General features: G+C 66.0%; 18 protein-coding genes and 3 pseudogenes. 10 read left to right on the top strand and 11 right to left on the bottom strand.

Going from position 1 to position 19528, the window contains the following annotated elements; genetic code table 11:
* Positions 1–152 precede the first annotated feature (152 nt).
* Both E3U26_RS18995 and E3U26_RS18990 read right to left on the bottom strand, forming a co-directional pair.
* The gene (locus E3U26_RS18995) at positions 153–320 is read right to left on the bottom strand and encodes a glycine zipper domain-containing protein (protein WP_166435418.1); all 168 of its coding nucleotides are present in this window, start codon (positions 318–320) and stop codon (positions 153–155) included.
* Entirely contained in the window at positions 320–832 is a 513-nt protein-coding gene (locus tag E3U26_RS18990) for an SRPBCC domain-containing protein (RefSeq protein ID WP_084196928.1), read from the bottom strand. The genes E3U26_RS18995 and E3U26_RS18990 overlap by 1 nt, the downstream gene beginning before the upstream one ends.
* Positions 833–929: 97 nt before the next feature.
* Here E3U26_RS18990 and E3U26_RS18985 point away from each other — a divergent pair, with 97 nt between their 5' ends.
* From E3U26_RS18985 to E3U26_RS18965, 5 genes are all read left to right on the top strand, one after another.
* The gene (locus E3U26_RS18985; RefSeq protein WP_499107251.1) at positions 930–1826 is read left to right on the top strand and encodes a LysR family transcriptional regulator; all 897 of its coding nucleotides are present in this window, start codon (positions 930–932) and stop codon (positions 1824–1826) included.
* A 513-nt stretch (positions 1827–2339) separates the two neighbouring features.
* Positions 2340–3446, top strand: a complete 1107-nt coding sequence (locus E3U26_RS18980) for an MFS transporter (RefSeq protein WP_499107250.1) — start codon at positions 2340–2342, stop codon at positions 3444–3446.
* A gap of 252 nt (positions 3447–3698) precedes the next feature.
* Positions 3699–4550, top strand: a complete 852-nt coding sequence (locus E3U26_RS18975) for a universal stress protein (protein WP_499107248.1) — start codon at positions 3699–3701, stop codon at positions 4548–4550.
* A gap of 266 nt (positions 4551–4816) precedes the next feature.
* On the top strand, positions 4817–5920 hold the full coding sequence (locus E3U26_RS18970) for an ATP-grasp domain-containing protein (protein ID WP_499107247.1): 1104 nt from the start codon (positions 4817–4819) through the stop codon (positions 5918–5920).
* Between the two features lie 84 nt (positions 5921–6004).
* Positions 6005–6970: an alpha/beta fold hydrolase gene (locus E3U26_RS18965; protein WP_499107245.1), complete on the top strand. Its 966-nt coding sequence runs from the start codon at positions 6005–6007 to the stop codon at positions 6968–6970.
* Here E3U26_RS18965 and E3U26_RS18960 read toward each other — a convergent pair.
* Positions 6925–7503 (bottom strand): DedA family protein, encoded by a 579-nt coding sequence (locus tag E3U26_RS18960; RefSeq protein ID WP_114536573.1) that lies wholly within the window; start codon positions 7501–7503, stop codon positions 6925–6927. The two genes, E3U26_RS18965 and E3U26_RS18960, sit on opposite strands and share 46 nt — an antisense overlap.
* 482 nt (positions 7504–7985) lie before the next feature.
* Between E3U26_RS18960 and E3U26_RS18955 the strand changes: the two genes are divergently transcribed.
* Positions 7986–10034, top strand: coding sequence for a catalase (locus E3U26_RS18955; RefSeq protein ID WP_499107244.1), 2049 nt, complete (start codon positions 7986–7988; stop codon positions 10032–10034).
* A 718-nt stretch (positions 10035–10752) separates the two neighbouring features.
* Here the strand turns inward: E3U26_RS18955 and E3U26_RS18950 are convergent.
* Positions 10753–10860, bottom strand: a pseudogene (locus E3U26_RS18950) (IS110 family transposase); the annotation flags it as partial.
* A gap of 54 nt (positions 10861–10914) precedes the next feature.
* On the bottom strand, positions 10915–11304 hold the full coding sequence (locus tag E3U26_RS18945) for a cupin domain-containing protein (RefSeq protein ID WP_499107242.1): 390 nt from the start codon (positions 11302–11304) through the stop codon (positions 10915–10917).
* A gap of 122 nt (positions 11305–11426) precedes the next feature.
* Here E3U26_RS18945 and E3U26_RS18940 point away from each other — a divergent pair, with 122 nt between their 5' ends.
* Positions 11427–12074 (top strand): TetR/AcrR family transcriptional regulator, encoded by a 648-nt coding sequence (locus E3U26_RS18940; RefSeq protein WP_499107240.1) that lies wholly within the window; start codon positions 11427–11429, stop codon positions 12072–12074.
* Here the strand turns inward: E3U26_RS18940 and E3U26_RS18935 are convergent.
* The 4 genes and pseudogenes from E3U26_RS18935 to E3U26_RS18920 form a co-directional block, all read right to left on the bottom strand.
* Positions 12068–12787: pseudogene (locus E3U26_RS18935) on the bottom strand (amino acid ABC transporter ATP-binding protein). The gene E3U26_RS18940 and the pseudogene E3U26_RS18935 sit on opposite strands and share 7 nt — an antisense overlap.
* Complete coding sequence (locus E3U26_RS18930) at positions 12784–13047, bottom strand: hypothetical protein (protein WP_499107238.1); 264 nt, start codon at positions 13045–13047, stop codon at positions 12784–12786. The pseudogene E3U26_RS18935 and the gene E3U26_RS18930 overlap by 4 nt, the downstream one beginning before the upstream one ends.
* A 61-nt stretch (positions 13048–13108) precedes the next feature.
* Positions 13109–14277 (bottom strand): IS3 family transposase gene (locus E3U26_RS18925; RefSeq protein WP_499105226.1). Its coding sequence is split into 2 segments (ribosomal slippage): positions 13109–14013 and positions 14013–14277, totalling 1170 coding nucleotides; the frame shifts between segments, so codons are not numbered across the junction.
* Between the two features lie 27 nt (positions 14278–14304).
* Positions 14305–14559, bottom strand: coding sequence for a hypothetical protein (locus tag E3U26_RS18920; RefSeq protein ID WP_499107236.1), 255 nt, complete (start codon positions 14557–14559; stop codon positions 14305–14307).
* Positions 14560–14602: 43 nt separating this feature from the next.
* Here E3U26_RS18920 and E3U26_RS18915 point away from each other — a divergent pair, with 43 nt between their 5' ends.
* Positions 14603–15562, top strand: coding sequence for a LysR family transcriptional regulator (locus E3U26_RS18915; protein WP_499107234.1), 960 nt, complete (start codon positions 14603–14605; stop codon positions 15560–15562).
* 141 nt (positions 15563–15703) lie between these two features.
* On the opposite strand, the gene E3U26_RS18910 is transcribed toward E3U26_RS18915, so the two are convergent.
* Positions 15704–16102: an aldehyde dehydrogenase family protein gene (locus tag E3U26_RS18910; RefSeq protein WP_499107232.1), complete on the bottom strand. Its 399-nt coding sequence runs from the start codon at positions 16100–16102 to the stop codon at positions 15704–15706.
* Positions 16103–16432: 330 nt separating this feature from the next.
* Here E3U26_RS18910 and E3U26_RS18905 point away from each other — a divergent pair.
* Both E3U26_RS18905 and E3U26_RS18900 read left to right on the top strand, forming a co-directional pair.
* A pseudogene (locus tag E3U26_RS18905) lies at positions 16433–16921 on the top strand (DDE-type integrase/transposase/recombinase); the annotation flags it as partial.
* Between the two features lie 475 nt (positions 16922–17396).
* A protein-coding gene (locus E3U26_RS18900) for an IS3-like element ISPfe1 family transposase (protein ID WP_114537220.1) occupies positions 17397–18550 on the top strand; the annotation gives its coding sequence in 2 pieces (ribosomal slippage) (positions 17397–17643 and positions 17643–18550; 1155 coding nt in all).
* Between the two features lie 112 nt (positions 18551–18662).
* Here the strand turns inward: E3U26_RS18900 and E3U26_RS18895 are convergent.
* Entirely contained in the window at positions 18663–18923 is a 261-nt protein-coding gene (locus tag E3U26_RS18895) for a hypothetical protein (protein ID WP_499107229.1), read from the bottom strand.
* Positions 18924–19528 lie beyond the last annotated feature (605 nt).

The following is a 19528-nucleotide window of genomic DNA, read 5'->3' as shown; positions in this document are numbered from 1 at the left end:
AAACCCCGGCCCGGCTGGAAAGCCGGCAACCACCGCCCGGCCGATGAACGGTCCAACGACCGCTCGACAGGATCGGGCCCGTCGCCGGCGGGAAGATGGCGGTCGTCTGCGCCGCCTTCATGGGGGACGGGCGGAATGCCCGGATCCGATACCTATTTTCCGCCGGATTTCCCGGCCCAGGCCTTCCAGGCCGAGCCGATGGCGAGGCCCAGCGCCAGCCCTATGCCGACGCCAATCCCGATATTGTCCATCGCGCTGCCCACACCGGCGCCAATCCCCAGGCCCAGCGCGATCCCGATAGCGATTTTCCTGTTGCGCATCACCGTCCCTTTCCCAGGCCGATGGGTCCGGCCTCTACCCTGGCTTTCAGTGCCGCGTTCATCCTGTCGAAATCGCCGGCAAACCGCTTCACGTCGATGAACCACAGCAGCACGCCGTGGAAGTTTTCGCCATGGACCAGCCGGGTGCCGCCCTGGCACCCGTCGAGGATGAAGTAATGCTCGCCGTCGAAGATGCGCGGCAGGAACAGGCGGCCAAGCCAGCGCAGCTCCCTTGCCGGCGCGACCTTCAGCACGACCGGCCTGAAGGTCATCTCGCTGCCGGTTTCGGGCCGCATCCTGTTGACGAGCGTTGCGCCCTCGGCCAGCTCGCCTTCCATCGACAGGATGAAGGGGTTCCAGTCGCGATAGCTGCCCGGATCGCCCAGCAGCGCCCAGACCTGCGCGGGCGTGGCGTCGATCTCGACCTTCGTGACCACCTCCTGCCGCGGCGCGAACAGGAACGCCGCCGCCAGCAGGGCGGCCACCAAGGCGACGGCAAGCAGGATGGTCATGGCGTCCTCCGCATTGGCGCTGTCCGCGGACAAGACATAGGCCGCGCAGCGCAGAACGAAAATTGACGAATGGCGTAGGGAAGATATACAAAATCGTATGTCTGGTCGTGTCGATAGCTGGGATCATTGGCGCAGCTTTCTTGCCGTGGTCGAGGAAGGCAGCCTGTCGGGGGCGGCCAGGGCCCTGCGGCTGACCCAGCCGACGGTAGGCCGTCACATCGACGCGCTCGAGGCCGGGATCGGGGCAAGGCTCTTCACCCGGTCGCGCGGCGGCCTTGATCCGACCCAACTGGCGCTGTCGCTGGTGCCGCAGGCAAGGGACATGGCCGTGATCGCGGATGACCTGGTCCGCACCGCCTCGGGCGAGCGGGACGAGGCGCGCGGCACCGTCCGGCTGGCGGCGATCGATATCGTCGGAACCCTGGTGCTGCCGCCGATGTTGGCCGACTTCCGCGAGCGCCATCCGGGGATCGACATCGAATTGGCGCTGTCGACCCGCAACGAGAACCTTCTGCGCCGCGAGGCCGACATCGCGGTGCGCATGGTTCGCCCCGAACAGCAGGCCATCGTCGCGCGCCATGTCGGGCTCATCCGGGTCGGCCTGTTCGCCCATCGCCGCTATGTCGCCGTCCACGGCCTGCCCGAGACGGTCGAGGCGCTGTTCTCTCACCCGCTGATCGGCATCGACCAGGAAGAGGGCCTTGTCGCCGGCATATCCTTCGGCGGCCACCCGCTCACGCGCGAGAGCTTCGCCTTTCGCTGCGACAGCGCCGTGGCCCAGCTGATGGCCGTGAAGGCCGGCTTCGGCATCGGCGCCTGCCACCTTGGGCTTGCGGCCGATGAGCCGGATCTGGTGCGCGTGCTGCCGGACGTGGTGGAGTTCGGCTATGAGATGTGGGTCGCCATGCACGAAGACCTGCGCGACACGCGCCGGATGCGACTGCTGTTCGACCACCTGGTCGAAAACCTCGCCGCCTATGCGGCAATGCAATAGCTTCGACAGGCTGGAGCCGTTCAGGGCGCCCCCGGTGCAGGCCGGTCAGGGCCGAAGAACACAAGTGCCCCCCGGACGCCATCGCCCCGCCGAATGCGATTACACGGCGGTGGCGGGCGCGAAGAATGCGCTGGATCATGCTGGACGGGCGGAAGCCCCGCGGGCTTGGGCCATACCGTTGCGGCTGATCGTTCCCGGTTCCTTCCGGGGCCTCCGCGGGACCAACCTGGTCCCGGCCCCGTCGCGGTCGTTGCCGATGCGGTCGGGTTGAGGGCCGGCAGCCTCTTGTGGTAGTTTCTGATGCAGGCAAGGGAGTTGACGATGGGAATTTCGAACGACGCAGACAGGTAAGCCGCGACAGCCTGGAAAACTGTCGCGGCGTGCCGTCCGGCATGATCCTCCTCTGCTGGCAGGACGCCGCTTGACCTTCAATCAACGCGGAGTTTTGTTATGCCTGCAAACCGGAGTGGCCATGCGGCCATCGGGCTTTCATCCCTGTTTCTGGCCTCGCTGGTGCTGTTCACCGACGACTATGTCATCGCCGGCATCCTGCCCGAACTGGCCCGAGACCTGGCCGTCAGCGAGGGCCTGGCGGGCCAGTTGATCACCGTCTTTTCCGCGACGGTCGCAATCGCGGCGCCCCTATGCGCCATCCTTCTTGCAGGGCTCGGGCGCAAGCCCCTGATCCTGGCGGCCCTGCTGCTATTCGCCTGCGCCAATCTGCTGGCAGCATTCGCTTCGTCCTTCGCCCTGTTGATGGCAATGCGGGTTGCCGCGGCGCTTTGCGCGGCGGCAACCACGCCATCGCTGTTCGCCGTCGCAGCCTCGATGGCGCCAGAGGGAAAGGCCGGGCGCTACATCGCCGTGATCAGCCTTGGCGTCACCGGCTCGATCGCCTTCGGTGTGCCTTTGGGAACGTGGATCGGGGCCGCCTTCGGCTGGCGATGGACCTTCGGCTGCATGGCGATGGGCGGCCTGCTGGCCGCCATCGCGATAGGGCGACTGCTGCCGAGGTCGGAGCGTCAGCCGGCTTCGGACCTGAAGGCGCCGCTGGTTCCGCTGAGGTCGCGGCCTTTGCTGCTCGGCTTTCTGGCGAATTTCCTGAACATGGCGGCAAGCATGATGCTTCTGACCTATCTCGCACCGGTTCTGCTGGCACTGGGCGATATCGGCCCGCAGCAAAGGGGGCTGGTCTTCGGCCTGTCCGGCTTTGCCGGGATGGCGGGGGTCTGGCTCGGCGGGCGCGCGATTGATCGCCGGGGCGCGTTTCGCGCCCTGATCATGGGGATGACGGCCTTTGCCATCGCCATGATCGGGCTGACGATCTTCTGGGCCTTGCGGCCCGTCCCGCTGCCCGGCCTGCTTATGGTAGTCGCCCTGTGGGCGGGATCGGCGTTCTGGAACGCGCTGGCCATCGCGGCAAGGATCATGGGCCTTGCCGGTGGGGCCGCGCAGCAGGCGATGGCGCTGAACACCAGCTTCACCTATCTCGGCGTGGCTCTCGGCGGCATCCTTGGCGGCATTGTCCTCGATCTGGCCAGCGTCGCGTTCCTCGCGCCGGTTTCTCTGACGCTTGCCACCCTGGCCGTGGGCGTGCTGCACATGTCCCGCGGAAGCTAGCGCGCGAAGCCCCCTGCCTTCGGGCCGGCCCCTGGTCCATCCTCGTGTCGGCCGAACGGTCGATAGGGTCTGCCTGCCGATCCCGACCTCGCCCTTCGAGATCGCAAGGTAGCGCAATGGCCGATTTCTTCGCCTTTGCGAATGCCCCGGCCTGCCGCCGGTAGCACCTAAAATCGTTTGCGCATAGACAAAGACAGGCAGGCTTGGGCGGCTGACAGCAACCGAAGCTCGCAATGAACGAAGGGACAGGCCATGAAGACGATCCTTGTTGCGGTTGATCCTCAGCACGATGCCGACCGGGTGCTTGCCCGCGCCGCCCAGCTGTCCGAACAGCACAAGGCAGCCGTGGTCGTCATGCACGTGCTCGACGATATGGGCGTCATGGAACCCGAAATGCGTGCCGCGGCAGGGCGGCATGCCCGTGCGACGCTCGAGACGCTCATCGACGCCCCGCGCTTTGCGAGGGCGCCGACCCTGAGGGTCGAGTTCGGAATACCGCATCGCTGCGTGACAAAGGCAGCGCATGAGCTGTCGGCCGACATCGTCGTGATCGGACCAGGGCAGCCCTCGACCCTGCTCCAGCGCGTGTTCGGCTCGACCGCAGATCGCATTGTGCGTATGGCATCAGTTCCGGTGCTTGTTGTCCGCGGCGAGCATGCGCGGCGATATGGCAGCGTCGCCGCCGCCATGGATTTCTCGCCCTTGTCGGAGGCAGCTCTGGAAGCGGTTCGGGGGCTGGCGCCGGATGCACGGATCACCCTTGTTCACGCCTATGAAGCGCCTCTTCCCTTCGAGCAGGCGATGCTGCGGGCCGGCACCCTGCCAGACGATGCCGAACATTTTCGGCGGTCCAGGATGAACGATTGTCGCCGGCAACTGCTGGACCTGGCGCGATCCCATGGCCGCGAAGAGAACGTCCTGGTTCTACAGGGGGCTCCCGGTGCCGCACTTGTGGAATTGTCCCAAGGCGGGCGCGTGGACCTTGTCGCCATGGGAACGCAAGGGCGAAACGCGACCGCAGAGGTCTTGTTGGGAAGCGTTGCCAGGCGGCTGCTTTCGGAGGCGGGTTGCGATGTGCTGGTCGTTGGACCAGCGCGCGTATAGGACAGTGGCCGCGCCTGCCGGCAGAGCCCGCATAGCCGGGTCGAACGCTTGCTTCCGGGCAGCGGCGGACGGGACGACATGGTCTCTGGCGCGAAACGATGGGGAAGATCGGCGGCTGGCCCGCAAATCTGGACCTTTTGGCAGAATTGCGCCATGGTCGCCTTCTTCCGGGCGCTGCGTCGGAAGCCGGGACGCATCGCCGGCACAAGGTGGCTCGGCCATGCCCGCAGCGCCACATGCGACCCAGCAAAGGACGACCCGGACCATTGACCTGCACGCCTCAAGCCGCCTCTCTCCAGTTCCGTCCGCCGGAGGGAGAGCGTTATCCCGCCTTCAAGCGCCACATCCCCGAGCGGCTGTTCTATGTGCTGCCCGCGCTGATGTGGCTGGCGCTGGCGATCCGGTATCGCAGCCTGACGCTTCCCAGCGCCGCCAACCCCGCGATGGAGGCGGGCGGGCTGTGGGGGGAAAGCAAGTCGCAGGGACTGGACCTGTTCGGGCCGCAGGGGCGGACCCGGCTGGCGGGTTTCGTCCGCCTTCGTCGTGAGGCGGCGGACATCGCCCCCCTCGACCGCGCGCTGACCGCCATGGCCGGGGCGGGGCTGGACTTTCCGGTCGTCGCCAAGCCCGACCGCGGCTATCAGGGCTGGGGCGTCAGGCTGATCCGGCAGGCCGAGGATCTGGCGGATTACCTGGCGGTGCATCCTCCGGGCACCACCATCCTGCTGCAGGAACTGGTCGATCTGCCCGGCGAGGCAGGGATCTTCTACCTGCGCCACCCCGGCCAGGCGCGGGGCCGCATCGTCTCGATGGCCTTCGTCTATCCGCCGCATGTGGTCGGCGACGGACGCAGCAGCGTGGCCCGGCTGGTCCAGGCCGACAAGGTCCTGCGCCCGAACAGCGCCATCTATCGCGACCGGCATCCCGAAAGCTGGGAGACGGTGCCCATGCCGGGTGCCGCCCATATCCTGACCAATGCGCGCAGCGCCCGGCTTGGCGCGGTCTATCGCGACGCGCAGTCCTTCGTCACGCCGGAGTTGGAAGCGGTGATCGACGAGATCTCGCGCGAGATCCCGGATTTCCATTTCGGCCGCTTCGACGTCCGCTTTCGCAGCGCCGAGGAGCTGGCCGCGGCCCGCGGTTTCAGGATACTGGAGCTGAACGGCGCCGGGGCCGAGATGCTGCACATCTGGTCCGGCGGCCGCACGCTGCGACAGGCATACCGCGCGTTGTGGCAGCAGTATCGCTGGCTTTTCGCCATCGGCGATGCCATGCGGCGGCGCGGGGCGCGGGTGGTGGGCCTGCGCGGCATGATCCGGCTGCAGCGCCAGCAGGAGGCGCTGCGGCGGATCTATCCCCCAAGCTCGTGAACGCCCCTTGCGCAGCTTCGCGCCGGGCGGGACAGTGCCATTGATCGGCGCTGCCAATCCGCGCCCGGCGCAAAGGAGCCCTGCATGATCCCCGACCTGCCCCTTTGCCAGCCCCCCGGCGAAACCATCGTGGTTCCCGCGCCGGAACAGTCGCTGGCCGAAGAGGCGCTTGGCTTCGTGCTTGAGCCGTTCCAGCCGCTGCGCGAACAGTTCTCGGCCATCACCGGCCTGGGGCTGGAGCCGGACGAGGCCTGGCCCGAGGAACAAGGCCGCACGGTCCGGCAAATGCGGCTGGCGCGCGAGGACGGGCAGGCATATCTGGGCTATCTGGCGGCCGGCCAGCCCGGCGGGCGGCGGGTGATCTTCCTGCATGGCAGTCCCGGCACCGCCGAGGAATGGGACAGGTTCCTGCTGGATGTCCCCGCCGGGCAGTATCACATGGCCGTCGACCGCCCCGGTTTCGGCGCAAGCGGCGAAGAGCCCGAGACCGCGCTGGCCGGTCAGGCCGCCGCCGTATCCCCGCTGCTGACCGCCGGCACGCGGCCTGCGGTTCTTGTCGGCTATTCCTATGGCGGTCCGGTCGCCTTGCGGCTTGCCGCCGATTATCCCGACCGGGTGGCGGGCGTCTTGTTGATCGGCGCCGCCGCCGATCCGCAGCTGGAGGAAACCCACCCGCTGCAGCAGCTGGCCGCGCTGGATTTCTTCGCCCGGCTTTTGCCCGCCGAGCTGGCCAATGCCAATGCAGAGCTTATGAACCTGCAGCCGGGGCTTCAGGATCTGGCCGCCGATCTGGGGCGCATCACCGCGCCCGTCACCATCGTTCAGGGCCTGGCCGATACCCTGGTGCCGCCGGAAAACGTGCCCTTCCTGCAAGCGCATCTGCCCGAGAGCCCCGGCCCGCGGGTGATCCTGGTCGAAGAGGCCGACCATTTCCTGCCCTGGACCCATCCCGAGCTGCTGCGCGCGGCGCTGGATTGCGTGATCGGCGACGAAGAGGCGCCGCCTCAGCCGCCCGAGCCGTCCCCCTCGTCCTTGCTCGAGGCGAAATAATAGACCGTGAACCGATGGCTCAGCCAGACCGCAGCGATGACCAGCGCCGCCACGACCAGCCAGGCCCAGTTGCCCAGCAGGTCGAACAGGACGAGGTTGAGACCGAACGCCCCGAAGAACAGCGCCACCGTGTAGACCGCCGCAACCACGCCGTTCACGATGGCGAACCGGCGAAAATCCACCCGCAGGAAGCCGCTGGCCATGAAGATCGGCGGCAGCAGCCGTGCCAGCAGCGCCGCCGGCCAGACCCCGCGATCCAGCAGGTGCCGCCCCCGCTCCAGCATCTTCCCGTCGACCCAGCGGCGGACAAGCGGGCTGCTTCCGGCCAGCGCGCCGATCCCGTAAAGCGCCCAGTCGCTGACGATATTCCCTGTCACCAGCGCCACCAGAGCCAGCGTGGTGCCGATCTCTCCCGCGGCGGCCAGCGCCGCACCGGCGACGATCGCCCCTTCCTCCATGACGAAATTCGCAAGAAACAGCAGCACGGCCAATATCAGCGGATTGCCCAGATACTGTTCGATAAGGGCCTCCACCGGGCGGATCCTCCTGGGGCATGGGGCATGATGGGTCTAGCTAATGACACCCGCCTGCCTCCGCAAGCCGGGCACCGGACAAAGCTTCATCGCAGGCGTGACCCACGCGCGCCTGTCCAGCACCGGCCGGAGAAATGCGCTATTCGCCGAGCGAGAGGCGGCGGCCCGCCGGCGATCCACCTTTCTTGAAATACGGCTCTGGCCATGAAGAAGAGCCAGGACAAAGCTGCGGCAGGAAGCCCGCCAGAGCCAGCTTGCGACCGCCGGCCGCCGGTTGCTGCGGTCCCGCGGGGAAAGCCCTACGCTGGCATGGATCGCTGCGCCTGCCCGAAACCGATCCGCGTCGCCGGGGCCGAGCGGCCGGGCCTCGACGCATGACGGCACCCTGCGGGGAACCGTTGCTCTTGCCTGACGTTGGACCATCTCCGGCGGCGCTGGTCGGCGTGCCAGTGCCCACCCACCTTCATGGCAGGCGAGGAACGATGGCACCGAATCCCGACAGGACTGAACAAGGCAATGCCGGCGAAACGCAGCAGCGCGGCGGCGAGACCCTGACCACCAACCACGGCATCCCGTTTTCCGACAACCAGAACAGCCTGCGCGCGGGCCATCGCGGCCCGACGCTGCTGGAAGATTTCCTTCTGCGCGAGAAGATCTTCCATTTCGACCATGAGCGCATCCCCGAGCGCATCGTCCATGCCCGCGGCTCGGCCGCGCATGGCCATTTCGAATGCACCGACCCGATCCCCGAGCTGACGCGCGCCAGCCTCTTTGCCAAGAAGGGCAAGAAGACCCCGGTCTTCGTGCGCTTTTCCACCGTCGCGGGCGGGGCGGGCTCGGTCGATACGCCCCGCGACGTGCGCGGTTTCGCGGTCAAGTTCTATACCGACGAAGGGAACTGGGATCTGGTCGGCAACAACATCCCGGTCTTCTTCATCCAGGACGCGATCAAGTTTCCCGACCTCGTGCATTCGGTCAAGATGGAGGCCGACCGGGGCTATCCCCAGGCCGCCTCGGCCCATGACACGTTCTGGGATTTCGTCTCGCTGATGCCCGAAAGCCTGCATACGGTGATCTGGGCCATGTCCGACCGCGCCATCCCGCGCAGCTATCGCATGATGCAGGGCTTCGGCGTCCATAGCTTCAAGCTGGTGAACGCCCAGGGCGAGACCCGTTTCGTCAAGTTCCACTGGCGCCCGCGGCTGGGCATGCAATCGCTGGTCTGGGACGAAAGCGCCAAGATGCAGGGCGCGGACAACGACTATCACCGCCGCGACCTCTACGAGGCGATTGCGGCGGGCGACCATCCCGAATGGGATCTGGGCCTGCAGATCTTCGACCAGGAACTGGCCGACAGCCTGCCCTGGGACGTGCTGGACGCGACCAAGATCATCCCCGAGGAGATCGTGCCGCTGCGGGTGGTCGGCCGCCTGGTGCTGGACCGCAATCCCGACAATTTCTTCGCCGAGACCGAGCAGGTCGCCTTCCTGCCCTCCAATATCGTGCCGGGGATCGAGTTTTCCGACGACCCGCTGCTGCAGGGGCGGCTGTTTTCCTATCTCGACACGCAGAAATCGCGGCTGGGCACGACCAATTTCCACCAGATCCCGGTGAATGCGCCGAAATGCCCCTTTGCCAACATGATGCGCGACGGGATGATGCAGACCCAGGTGCCGAAGGGCCGCGCCAATTACGAGCCGAACAGCCTGGACCAGGCAGGCGAAGACCCCGGCCCCCGCGCCAGCGCCGAAGGTTTCGCCACCGCCCCGCAAGAGGTTTCCGGCCCCAAGCTGCGCATCCGGGCCGAAAGCTTCGGCGATCACTACAGCCAGCCGCGCCTGTTCTGGCGCTCGCAGACCGCGAACGAGCAGGCGCATATCGCCTCGGCCTTCGTCTTTGAACTCTCCAAGGTGGGGCTCGGCCATGTGCGCAGCCGCGTCGTCAGCCATCTGCGCAATATCGACGAGGATCTGGCCAAGCGCGTGGCGGCGGGCCTCGCGATCGAGCTGCCCAAGGCGGCAAAGCCGTTCCGCGACCCGATCGATATCGCGCCTTCGGACGCGCTGTCGATCCAGAAGACCTGGCAGCCGACGCTCAAGGGGCGCAAGGTCGGCATCCTGTTCGCCGAAGGCTCGGACAAGGCGGAGCTCGACGGGCTGGTGGCGGCGGTCGAAAAGGCCGGCGGCACGCCCTTCACCATCGCCCCCAAGGTCGGCGGCATCGCGCTGGCGGGCGGCGAGGCCAAGGCCGACGGCCAGCTTGCCGGCTCGCCCTCGGTGCTGTTCGACGCGGTGGCGCTGGTCCTGACCGATGAGGCGGCGCAAAAGCTGGCGCGGGACGGCGCGGCGGTCGGCTTCGTGATGGACGCCTTTGCCCATCTCAAGGCCATCGGCCATACGCCGGGCGCGCAACCGCTGCTGGACCGCGCGGGGATCGAGCCGGACGAGGGCGTCACCGATCTTGCCGCCCTGCCCCAGGCGGCTGCCCGCCGCTATTGGGACCGCGAGCCCAAGGTCCGCGACCTGGCCTGACCCCCGGCCCGCCCCGCAAGGGGTGGGCCTTTCCATCTTTCGGCAGATGCCATGCCCGCGCAGGGCGCCAAGTCCCGCAAGGACGATCTGCGCACCGGAATGCCCTTCCGGGTCACGGCCGCAAAGCCCCTACCCCGCGGCTGACCCGCGACCGCCTCGACGTCATCGGGCGCACGCATCACGGGCTGGGGCCGAGGCGGGTTAGGGAAATCCGTCCTGATCCAGGACCACCGCCCGCCGATGCGCAGCTCGTGGTCCCGACCGCGATGATCCAGCCCCAGTTCGGCGTGCGGACCGACAGGTCAGCGCTGCGGATGCACCTATCGACAGCAACCGACGACAAAGCGGACACGATGCTTCAATCCGCCCATCTCCTGTCGCAGGAAGACCCGCGCCCGCAGCCGCGGTCCCGAAGCGGTTTCGAGCATCGGATTTCCTGCCACCCGCGCGCGGATGCGATGTCCGAGCCCGCCACTGGATATGGCGCGACCGTGAGTGCGAAGGTCTGCAATAGCATTTCCAGGGCGATGAAGCCCAGTTGCACCACCTTGCGCGCGCCTGGCAGGCTGCTGAAAAAGGATTTTGAGAGGGCGACGCAGCGGAAATCGTTCTGGATCCAGCTAATATCGGCCCGAAATGGGGTGTTTTCGGCAAATTTGAGGCGGACTTCCCGGTTCCCCGCCCGCGCTGTCCTGTCGCAAGGACTTTTTCAGCAGCCTGCTAGCAGGGCGCGCGCCGAGACCGACCTGCAATGCCCCGAAAGGTGGAGCAGGCGCACCATCCCCTCGGCATCCGGCCGATCCGTCCTGATCGGCCTGGCCTGCAGTTCCTGCGCCATGATGCTGCGGCCCCCAGACCACAGGTGCGCAGGCTGCACCGGCTATGCCTCGCGATCCTTGCGGCGCTGCGTGCCGCTGCGATGGGTGATCGCCAGCAGGACCGACGGTTCCCTGAGCCGCAGCCGATGCCAGCTGCCCGCCGGCACCACCTGGCCGGTCCTCGGTGCCAGTTCCACCGTGCGCATGCCGCTGGCAGCCTCAAGATCCAGCTCCAGCCGGCCGGAGCAGAGGATCAGCAACTCATCGCCGCCGGGATGCATCTCCCAGTAGTCCGGGTGAACGTCCTCGGGGCGTTCGGCAGGGAAGACGGCAAGCGTCCTGCCCTCCGCCGGCCGGTCGCCGGAGGCCAGCGACACCGGGCGGATCCGCGGCCCGTCCTCGAGATGCAGGTGAAAGCGGCTCAGGTCGAGCCCGGAATTCGTATCGGTCATAGCGTTTCTTCCTTTCCGGCCGCGATGTCCTGCGGCCTTGCTTGCATCGATGCCTGGAGTATGTGACGAATCCCTCGGCTTTTATATTCGCATTCCCCGTTCATGACCGGAGGATGGTGCAGATGGATGTGAATCCACGCAAAATCCCGCGCCAGAGCCGGGCGCGCGCCACGGTTCGCGCCATCATCCAGGCGACCGCTCAGGTTCTGGTGCATGCCGGGTTCGAGCGGATGACCACCGCGATGGTGGCGGAACGGGCCGGGGTCAGCGTCGGCTCGCTCTACCAGTATTACCCGAACAAGCAGGCGCTGGCGGCGGCGGTGATCGACCATTGCGGCGAGGTCTTTGCCGCGCGCTTCGCCGAGGCGATTGCCGCGCCGGGCGAGACGCTGGCCCAGGCGGTCGATGCCCTGGTCGCGACCGCCTTCCAGGACCATCCGCATGATCCCCGGCTGCACCAGGCCCTGATCGAGATCGCGCCGCGCGTCGGCCGGGCCGAGCATCGCAAGGCGCTCAGCGCCCGCATCGCCGCGCTGATCGAGGCGCGGTTGCGGCGCCATGCGGACGAGTTGGCCGCCGATCTCGATCCGGCCGAGGCGGCGGCGATGCTGGAGGCCGTGCTGGAGACCGCCGCGCACCGGGCGCTGGAACAGCATCCCGCCGGCCTGCCGACCGCAAGGCTCGCGGCCCAATGCCGGCGGATGATCATGGCCTACCTCACATGCCCGGCGGGGCCGCTTGAATGGGGCAGAGGTCGTACGGATCAGTGAATGACCTGCTGCAAGGACTTCCGCGTGCGGGCTTTGCGGGTTGGCGAAGAAATCGCCGGGCACCGTTTCTTCGATCTTTTCACCGCGATCCATAAAGACGACTCGGTCGGCGACCTGCCGCGCGAAACCCGTCTCATGGGTGACGCACAGCATGGCCATGCCCTCCGCGGCCAGTTCCACCATGGTGTCGAGCACCTCAACCATCTCGGGGTCCAGCGCCGAGGTCGGCTCGTCGAAGAGCATCACCCGCGGCTGCATGCACAGCGCCCGCGCGATGGCGACGTGCTGCTGCTGGCCGCCGGAAAGCTGGCCGGGATGCGCACTTTGGTCAGGCAATGCATGGCGCGCTCCTCCGCCTCGGCCTTGCCGAGGCCGAGCGACTTGCGCGGGGCGGTGGTGCAGTTTTCCGAGATGGTCATATGCGGGAACAGGTTGAAGGGCTGGAAGACCATGCCAACCTCGCAGCGGATGGCAGCGACGTCCTTGGTGTCGCCGGTCAGCCGGTGGCCATCGACCAGGATCTCGCCGCTGTCGTGCCGCTCGATGCGGTTGATGCAGCGGATCAGAGTCGACTTTCCCGAGCCCGAGGAGCCGCAGATGATGATCTTTTACGCCCTTCGCGGGCTCCAGGCTCACATCGCGTGGAAATTGCCGTAATGCTTGTTGGCCTCGATCAGCCTGATGACGGGGTCCGCGGGAACGGGGCTGTTCATGGCCGGAAACCTTCCTGCTCCTGGATCTCGGCGACGCCGATGCCCTCCAGCAGCTCCAGCGCTCCGCCCAGCCCCGGCACGGCGGACAGGTTGAAATTGCCGATCTCGAACCGGCGGGCGGTGCTGGCGATGGCCATGTTGTCATGCCGCGCAATCAGGTCGGCGGGCGGGTTCTCCCGCGTGATCGCGGCCATGTAGCTGGGCCGGGCATCGACCACCTCGCAGTTCCAGTCAAGAAAGCCCAGCCCTTGCGGCAGCAACAGCCCCTTGCGCGTGCCCGAGCCGACTGGCCTGACCCCATAGGGTGGTCCGGTTTCAATCTTAGTTCATGATCGGCCTTGGGGCTATTGCCTGGGCAGATGACGGTGCTGCTCCGCTTGCTGGCGCAGGCCAGATGATGGCCTCGGGTGCCGGTGGCTTGTATCCAAGCGACGAGTGTGGCCTCTTGGTGTTGTAGTATCGCCGCCAGGCTTCGATGATGATCTTGGCCTCGGCGAGGCTGTAGAAGATCTCACCGTCAAGCAGTTCGTCGCGGAGCTTCGAGTTGAAGCTCTCGCAGTAGCCGTTCTCCCAAGGGCTTCCTGGTTCGATGAACGCTGTCTTTGCGCCGACGGCTACGATCCACTCCCGTACAGCCTTGGCGATGAACTCCGGGCCGTTGTCGGAACGGACATGGCCCGGCACGCCGCGCAGGATGAACAGGTCCGACAGGGCGTCGATGACGTCGGTCGAGTTGAGCTTGCGATCGATGCGGATTGCAAGGCATTCCCTGGTGAACTCGTCGATGATGTTGAGCATGCGGAATCTCCTGCCATCGTGGGTCCGACCCTCGACGAAGTCATAGGACCAGACATGGTTAGGGTGCTCGGGCCGCAGCCGGACGCACGATCCGTCATTCAGCCAGAGGCGACCCCTCTTCGGTTGCTTGTGGGGAACCTTGAGCCCCTCCCGCCGCCAGATTCGTTCGACACGCTTGGCGTTCACCCTCCAGCCCTCGGACCGCAGCATCGCCGTGATCCTGCGGTAGCCGTAGCGCCCATACCGGGAAGCAAGCCGGATGATATCAGCCGTCAACGCATCCTCATCGGCTCGGCCATGCGGCTTCTTGCGCTGGGTCGAGCGGTGTTGGCCGAGAACCTTGCAGGCAAAGCGCTCCGACACGGAGAACTTCGCCATGACATGATCGACGCAACGGCGACGGCGAGCGGGGCTCAGAAGTTTCCCGAGGCAGCCTCTTTCAGGATCAGCTTCTCGAGTGTCAGGTCCGACACCGCCTTGCGCAGCCGGTCATTCTCTTTCTCAAGCTCTTTTAGGCGCTTTACCTGGTCACCCTTCAGGCCGCCGAACTCCTTGCGCCACCGATAGTATGTAAACTGCGTCACGCCGATCGAACGAACCGCTTCTCCGACCGATCGGCCTTGCGACAACAACACGTCGACCTGGCGCAGCTTCGCCACGATCTCTTCAGGTCTATGCTTCTTCTGGGGCATTCAAACGTCCTCCTACGGCTCAATAGCCTACTTCAGGGAGGACCACTTTTCAGGGGGCAGACCACCTTCCAGGCCGCGCTGGCTGGGAAAGCCGACCAAGGTCTTCAGCCAGTCGAGCTGTCGGTCCCAACTGGCCGTGATGGCCTGGTCGAGTTCTGACGACGTGAGCATTCCTTCTCCTCCCATGATCTGCATCGTCTGCGCCGCGTGCTGGATCTCGTCGGGAACGGCGCGGGGCCTGAGCAACGGAATAGGTGTCGCCGGATAATCTGGAAAATACATTAATTTCGTTCTATTCTTTCATTTCATGAAACAAGGAGGATGCATGCGGTCCCGGCTGACGCTCAGGCAGTTGCGCTATGTCTGCGAAGTGGCGCGGTTGCAGAATGTCCTTGCGACCTCGCGGGCGTTGGGGATCTCGACCTCATCCATCCTGGCGGCCATCGACGCGGCCGAGCACGAGGCGGGCACCCGCATCTTCAACCGCTTCCCAGCCAAGGGCATCCGCATCACCCCGGCCGGCAGCCGGTTCGTCGCTGCCGCCGCGCGGCTGCTGGCAGCGGAGACCGAATTCGCGCGCGCCACCAGCGACATCTCGGCGCGCATTCCTGATCCGCTGCGGATCGGCTGTTTCGAGCCGCTGGGGACGCTGCTTCTGCCCAGCGTGCTGCGCCGCTTCACGGCGAACGAAGCGGATGTCGAGATCGTGGTGAGAGAGGGCGACCAGAGCGAATTGCGCGACTGGCTTTCCGCCGGCGAGATCGAGTTCGCCGTGCTCTACGAGGGCGACATCATCGCCCCCTTCGACCGGACGCCGATCTGCCTGGTGCCGCCGCATGTCGCCATGCACCCCGACGATCCGCTCGCCAGGCAAGAGGCAATCCGGATCGCGGACATCGCCCGGCGTCCCTTCGTGTTGCTGGACCAGCCCGAGATCGCACCGCAATTGCTGGCCATCTTCCGCCTGATTGCCGAGGCGCCGCAGATCAGCTTTCGCGCCCGGACCTATGGTGCCGCGCTGGCGGCAATATCAGAGGGGTTCGGCCTTTCGATCCTGAACTTGCGGCCCTTGACCCCGATTTATGCCGAGCAGGGCGCCATCGTCAGGAAGCCCATCGTCGACGACCTGCCTTTTGCCAAGCTCGTTGTCGCCGATACCTATGGGGCCGAGAAACCCTATTTCCTGCAATCCTTCATCGCGACCTTCAGGAAATACCTTGCCGAGGTCGGCACTGACGGTTTCGCCGTCCGCAATCCCGGTCACAAGAAGGATCTTCTATTCTGAGACCCAACGCAAAACCGGCAGACCGGCGCTGTCCCCGCCAGGCTGATATCGTGCGGCTGGACCCGGCGCTTGTCGGACCCGCGCCGGCTTCCGCTGAGGTGACGGCCTGCATCTAGGGTCAGGATGCGCATATACTGATATTCAGGCAATTCTCGATGCCGTGGTGCTGCCCTCGCGGCCAAGGCAGGACTGTTTGACGCCGCCAAAGGGCATCACCTCAGACGAGATCAAGCTGGCGTTCACCCTGACCATGCCGATCTCCAGCATCCCGACCACCCGCCAGACGTGGGAAAGGTGGCGGGCATAGAAATAGCCCGCCAACCTGCATTTGCTGGCATTGGCCACCGCCTCGTCCTCGGTCTCGAAGCGCCAGATGGAAGCGGCAGTTGAACATCCGCCGCGACGCACTGGAGGCCTCAGCCCAGAACGAGCTAGGAAAGCACCTGTGGAGCCCGAGCTGTTTCGCGCGTTCTGTGCCGAGTTCACGAGGGAGATGAACTGACCCCTCTCTGGTTTTTCCGGCAGCTCCATCTTTTGCATAGGATGGAGCATCATGAACCAGATGACGATCAGGTTCTCCCGCGAAATGCGCGCGCAGGCGGTGCGATTGGTTCTCGACAACGAGGGCCAGCACGCCTTTCGTTTGCCGTCGGTCCTGTCGATCTCGGCGAAGATCGGCTGCGGAGCGCAGATGCCGAAGGGTTGGGTCCAGAAGGCCGAGGTCGACAGCGGCAAGCGCGCAGGGATCCCGACCGAGATGGCCCAGAGGATGCAGGCGCTGGAGCGAGAGAACCGCGAGTTGCACCAGGCGAAGGAGGTCTTTCGTAAGGGTGAGGGCCTCGCGATCGGTTCGAGGGCTGGCCCTCACCCTTCGCGATCGCTGCCTCCGCCCGGACGCTCGTCGGCTGGCGCGCCAGCACTTCAGCTCATGCGGGTTTCGTGCTCGCTGCCCTGGAACAGACCGTGCATGATCGGCGCCCGCCCAAGGGCATCGGCTGGTTCACCATAGCGACAACGGCTCGCAATATCTGTCCGTTCGCTCCAGCGAGCAGATGGCAGAAGCGGGTATAGAGCCTTCGGTGGGGAACGTCGGAGACAGCTGCGACGACCCCTTGGCCGAGACGATCAATGGTCTGCTCAAAGCCGAGGTCATCCGCCGCCGCGGGCTGGGACGCAGCTTCGAGGCCGTCGAGTGCGCCACGCTGGAATGGGTCGACTGGTTCAACACCCCCTCGCAGGTTCTCGCGAACCCATGGCGTTCACCTGCTCGATCTGCTCGAACCGATCGGGAACATCCCGCCAGCCGAAGCCGAGGCCAACTTCTACGCGGTTCTGGACACTGATCCCCTAGCCGCGTAACTCACCAAAATCGGCCTCCGGAAAGCACCGTGCGGTTCACTATATTGATGATGGCTCGAGATATCTTGGCAGGGGCGTCTGCCGGGTTTTCCAGAGTGGCGGCGCCAAACGCCGGCATAACAGGTATTCGCTCACAAGAGACGAATGACCGATTGCATGGGCCACAACTTTACGGTCCACTCGGAAAACCCCGCTCTCCACGCGCCAATCCACCCCCCCAAATCCCGGAATTTCGCCGCCGCCAAGCAAAGTTGCCCCTAATCCAGGGCCTCCAGATCCAAGTCGACTTCCAAAATTCGTAGGCTATTCCTCGCGAGCAGAGGCACGACCGATGCGGGCCGCCAAACGCAGCATCGGCCGCAACCCCCGCGGCGAAAGTCGTGAACTTGGGCAAGGTGCAACCCGGTTGACCTGCCCCCCGGAAGTTCCCTCGCTGTGATGTAGAGTCTGCCCAACCTGAGAAGGAGCAGACGACATGAGGAAAAGCCGGTTCACCGAGGCGCAGATTATCGGGATGATCAAGGAGCAGGAGGCGGGTTTGCCGACTTCCGAGCTTTGCCGGAAGCACGGGTTGAGCCCCGCGACGTTCTACAAGCTCAAGGCGAAGTATGGCGGGATGGACCTGTCGGACGCCAAGCGGCTGAAGCAGCTCGAGGACGAGAACGCGAAGCTGAAGCGCCTTCTGGCCGATGCCATGCTGGACAACGTGGTTCTGAAGGATCTCTTGGGAAAGCCCTGACGACACCGGTGCAACGGCGGGACGCGGTGCTGCGGGCGATGAAGGATCATCCGATCTCTCAGCGTCGGGCCTGTGTCCTGATCGGTGTCGATCCGAAGACGGTGCGGCGTGACAGGCCACCCGACAACCCGGAAATCCGTGAGGAGATGCACAAGATTGCCGAGAAGCGCCGGCGGTTCGGCTACCGGCGCGTGGGCATCCTGCTGGAGCGCAAGGGCATGATCATGAACGAGAAGAAGCTCTATCGCATCTACCGGGAAGAGGGCCTGTCGGTGCGCCGCAGGCGTGGCCGCAAGAGGGCACGAGGTAGCCGGACGCCAATACCAGCGCCGTTGAGGCCAAACCAGCGGTGGTCGTTAGACTTCCTGTCCGACACGTTCGGGGCCTGCCGCAAGTTCCGCATTCTGGCTGTGAACGACGATTGCTGCCGCGAGAACCTGGCGTTGATCGCTGACACGAGCATCTCTGGGGCTCGGGTGGCACGGGAACTGGATGCGCTGGTCAGGATTTACGGCAAGCCCGCTTGCATCGTCAGCGACAACGGAACCGAGTTCACCAGCAAGGCCATCCTGAAATGGGCCAACGCGAACGGCGTCGAATGGCACTACATCGACCCGGGCAAGCCGCAGCAGAATGGCTACATCGAAAGCTTCAACGGCAGCCTGCGCGACGAATGCCTGAACGAGGAAATCTTCGACAGCCTGGCTGATGCCCGCCGCAAACTGGCCCTCTGGCGCTACGACTACAACAACGTCAGGCCCCATTCCTCGCTGGGCAACAAGACCCCGTCCGACGCGCGCCGAGCGCTTGAGCAATCTGAGGGCTCCGCGCCCGGCGCGCTTGCCACACCCGAAACCAACCAATATCAACCCCAAGGACTCTCGTTATGAACGAGGGACGACCGGGGGGCAGGTCACGGTGCAAACGAGGCGCGATTTGCATCGCCCCAGGAAAGGGCCATGAGTGGGCTGCGGCATTCATGGACCGACCCGCCCGCGGCGATCAGCCCTCGAAACGGATGCCGAGGGCTGGCAGAGAGTCCTGCGCAAACGGCGACCAGCGTGCTGGCGGGGTGCCGGCCTCGGGGGCGAATGCCTCCAGCACATCGAGCAGCTGCACCAAGGTCGCCCGGATGATCGCATGGCCCAGGCAGGCAGGCTGCCCCGTGCCGAACATCAGCGGGCGCGCGCCCTGGCGGTCGGGGTCGAACCTTTCCGGCGCCGGAAACGCCAGGGGGTCGTGATTGCCCGCCGCCCGGACCATCGACAGGAGGTCCCGGCCTGCATCACCAGGACGCCCAGGGCAATCCTGCCCGTTGCCATAGGAGTGGAGATGACCAGGCGCCGGCATTCGTTGGCGCATTGCGCCGTCGCCGTCACCTGGCGCCGATGCGCGAAGGCCCCGCCGGTCCGGCTGTCGGCCTGGAGCGAGCGCATCCGCCGGTTCCGCCCGCCATGCCGGCAGCAGGCTGCTGGCGGATTTCCGCTATGGCGACATGGCCGCCGACGGTTTTCCCACGCCCCCCTGGAAGCGCGCCATGTCCACTCCCCTGTCCCGGCAGCCCGAGCGCCTGAGCCATGCCGACCGCGCGGCACGCCGCGGCTGCGCACCGCGCTACAGGGCCATCTCTGGCGGGCGCACTGGTCTGCGAGCCCGGCCAGATCGTCATCGTCAACGGCCCGCAGCAGGGGCTGGATCTTTGCGCGCGGCTGATCCTCGATCCGGGCGATGCCTTTGCAATCGAGAGCCCCTGGCATGCGACGGCGCGCCAAGTGCTGAGCGACACGGGGGCGATGCCGGTTTCCATCCCGGTCGACGAGGCGGGGCCGAGGACCGCGGCGCTGAGGTTCGCGATGTCGAACAAGACC

Source organism: Paracoccus ferrooxidans, assembly GCF_029909815.1.
In the GTDB taxonomy this organism is placed as follows: domain Bacteria; phylum Pseudomonadota; class Alphaproteobacteria; order Rhodobacterales; family Rhodobacteraceae; genus Paracoccus; species Paracoccus versutus.
This window is presented reverse-complemented; position numbering and strand designations above follow the sequence as displayed.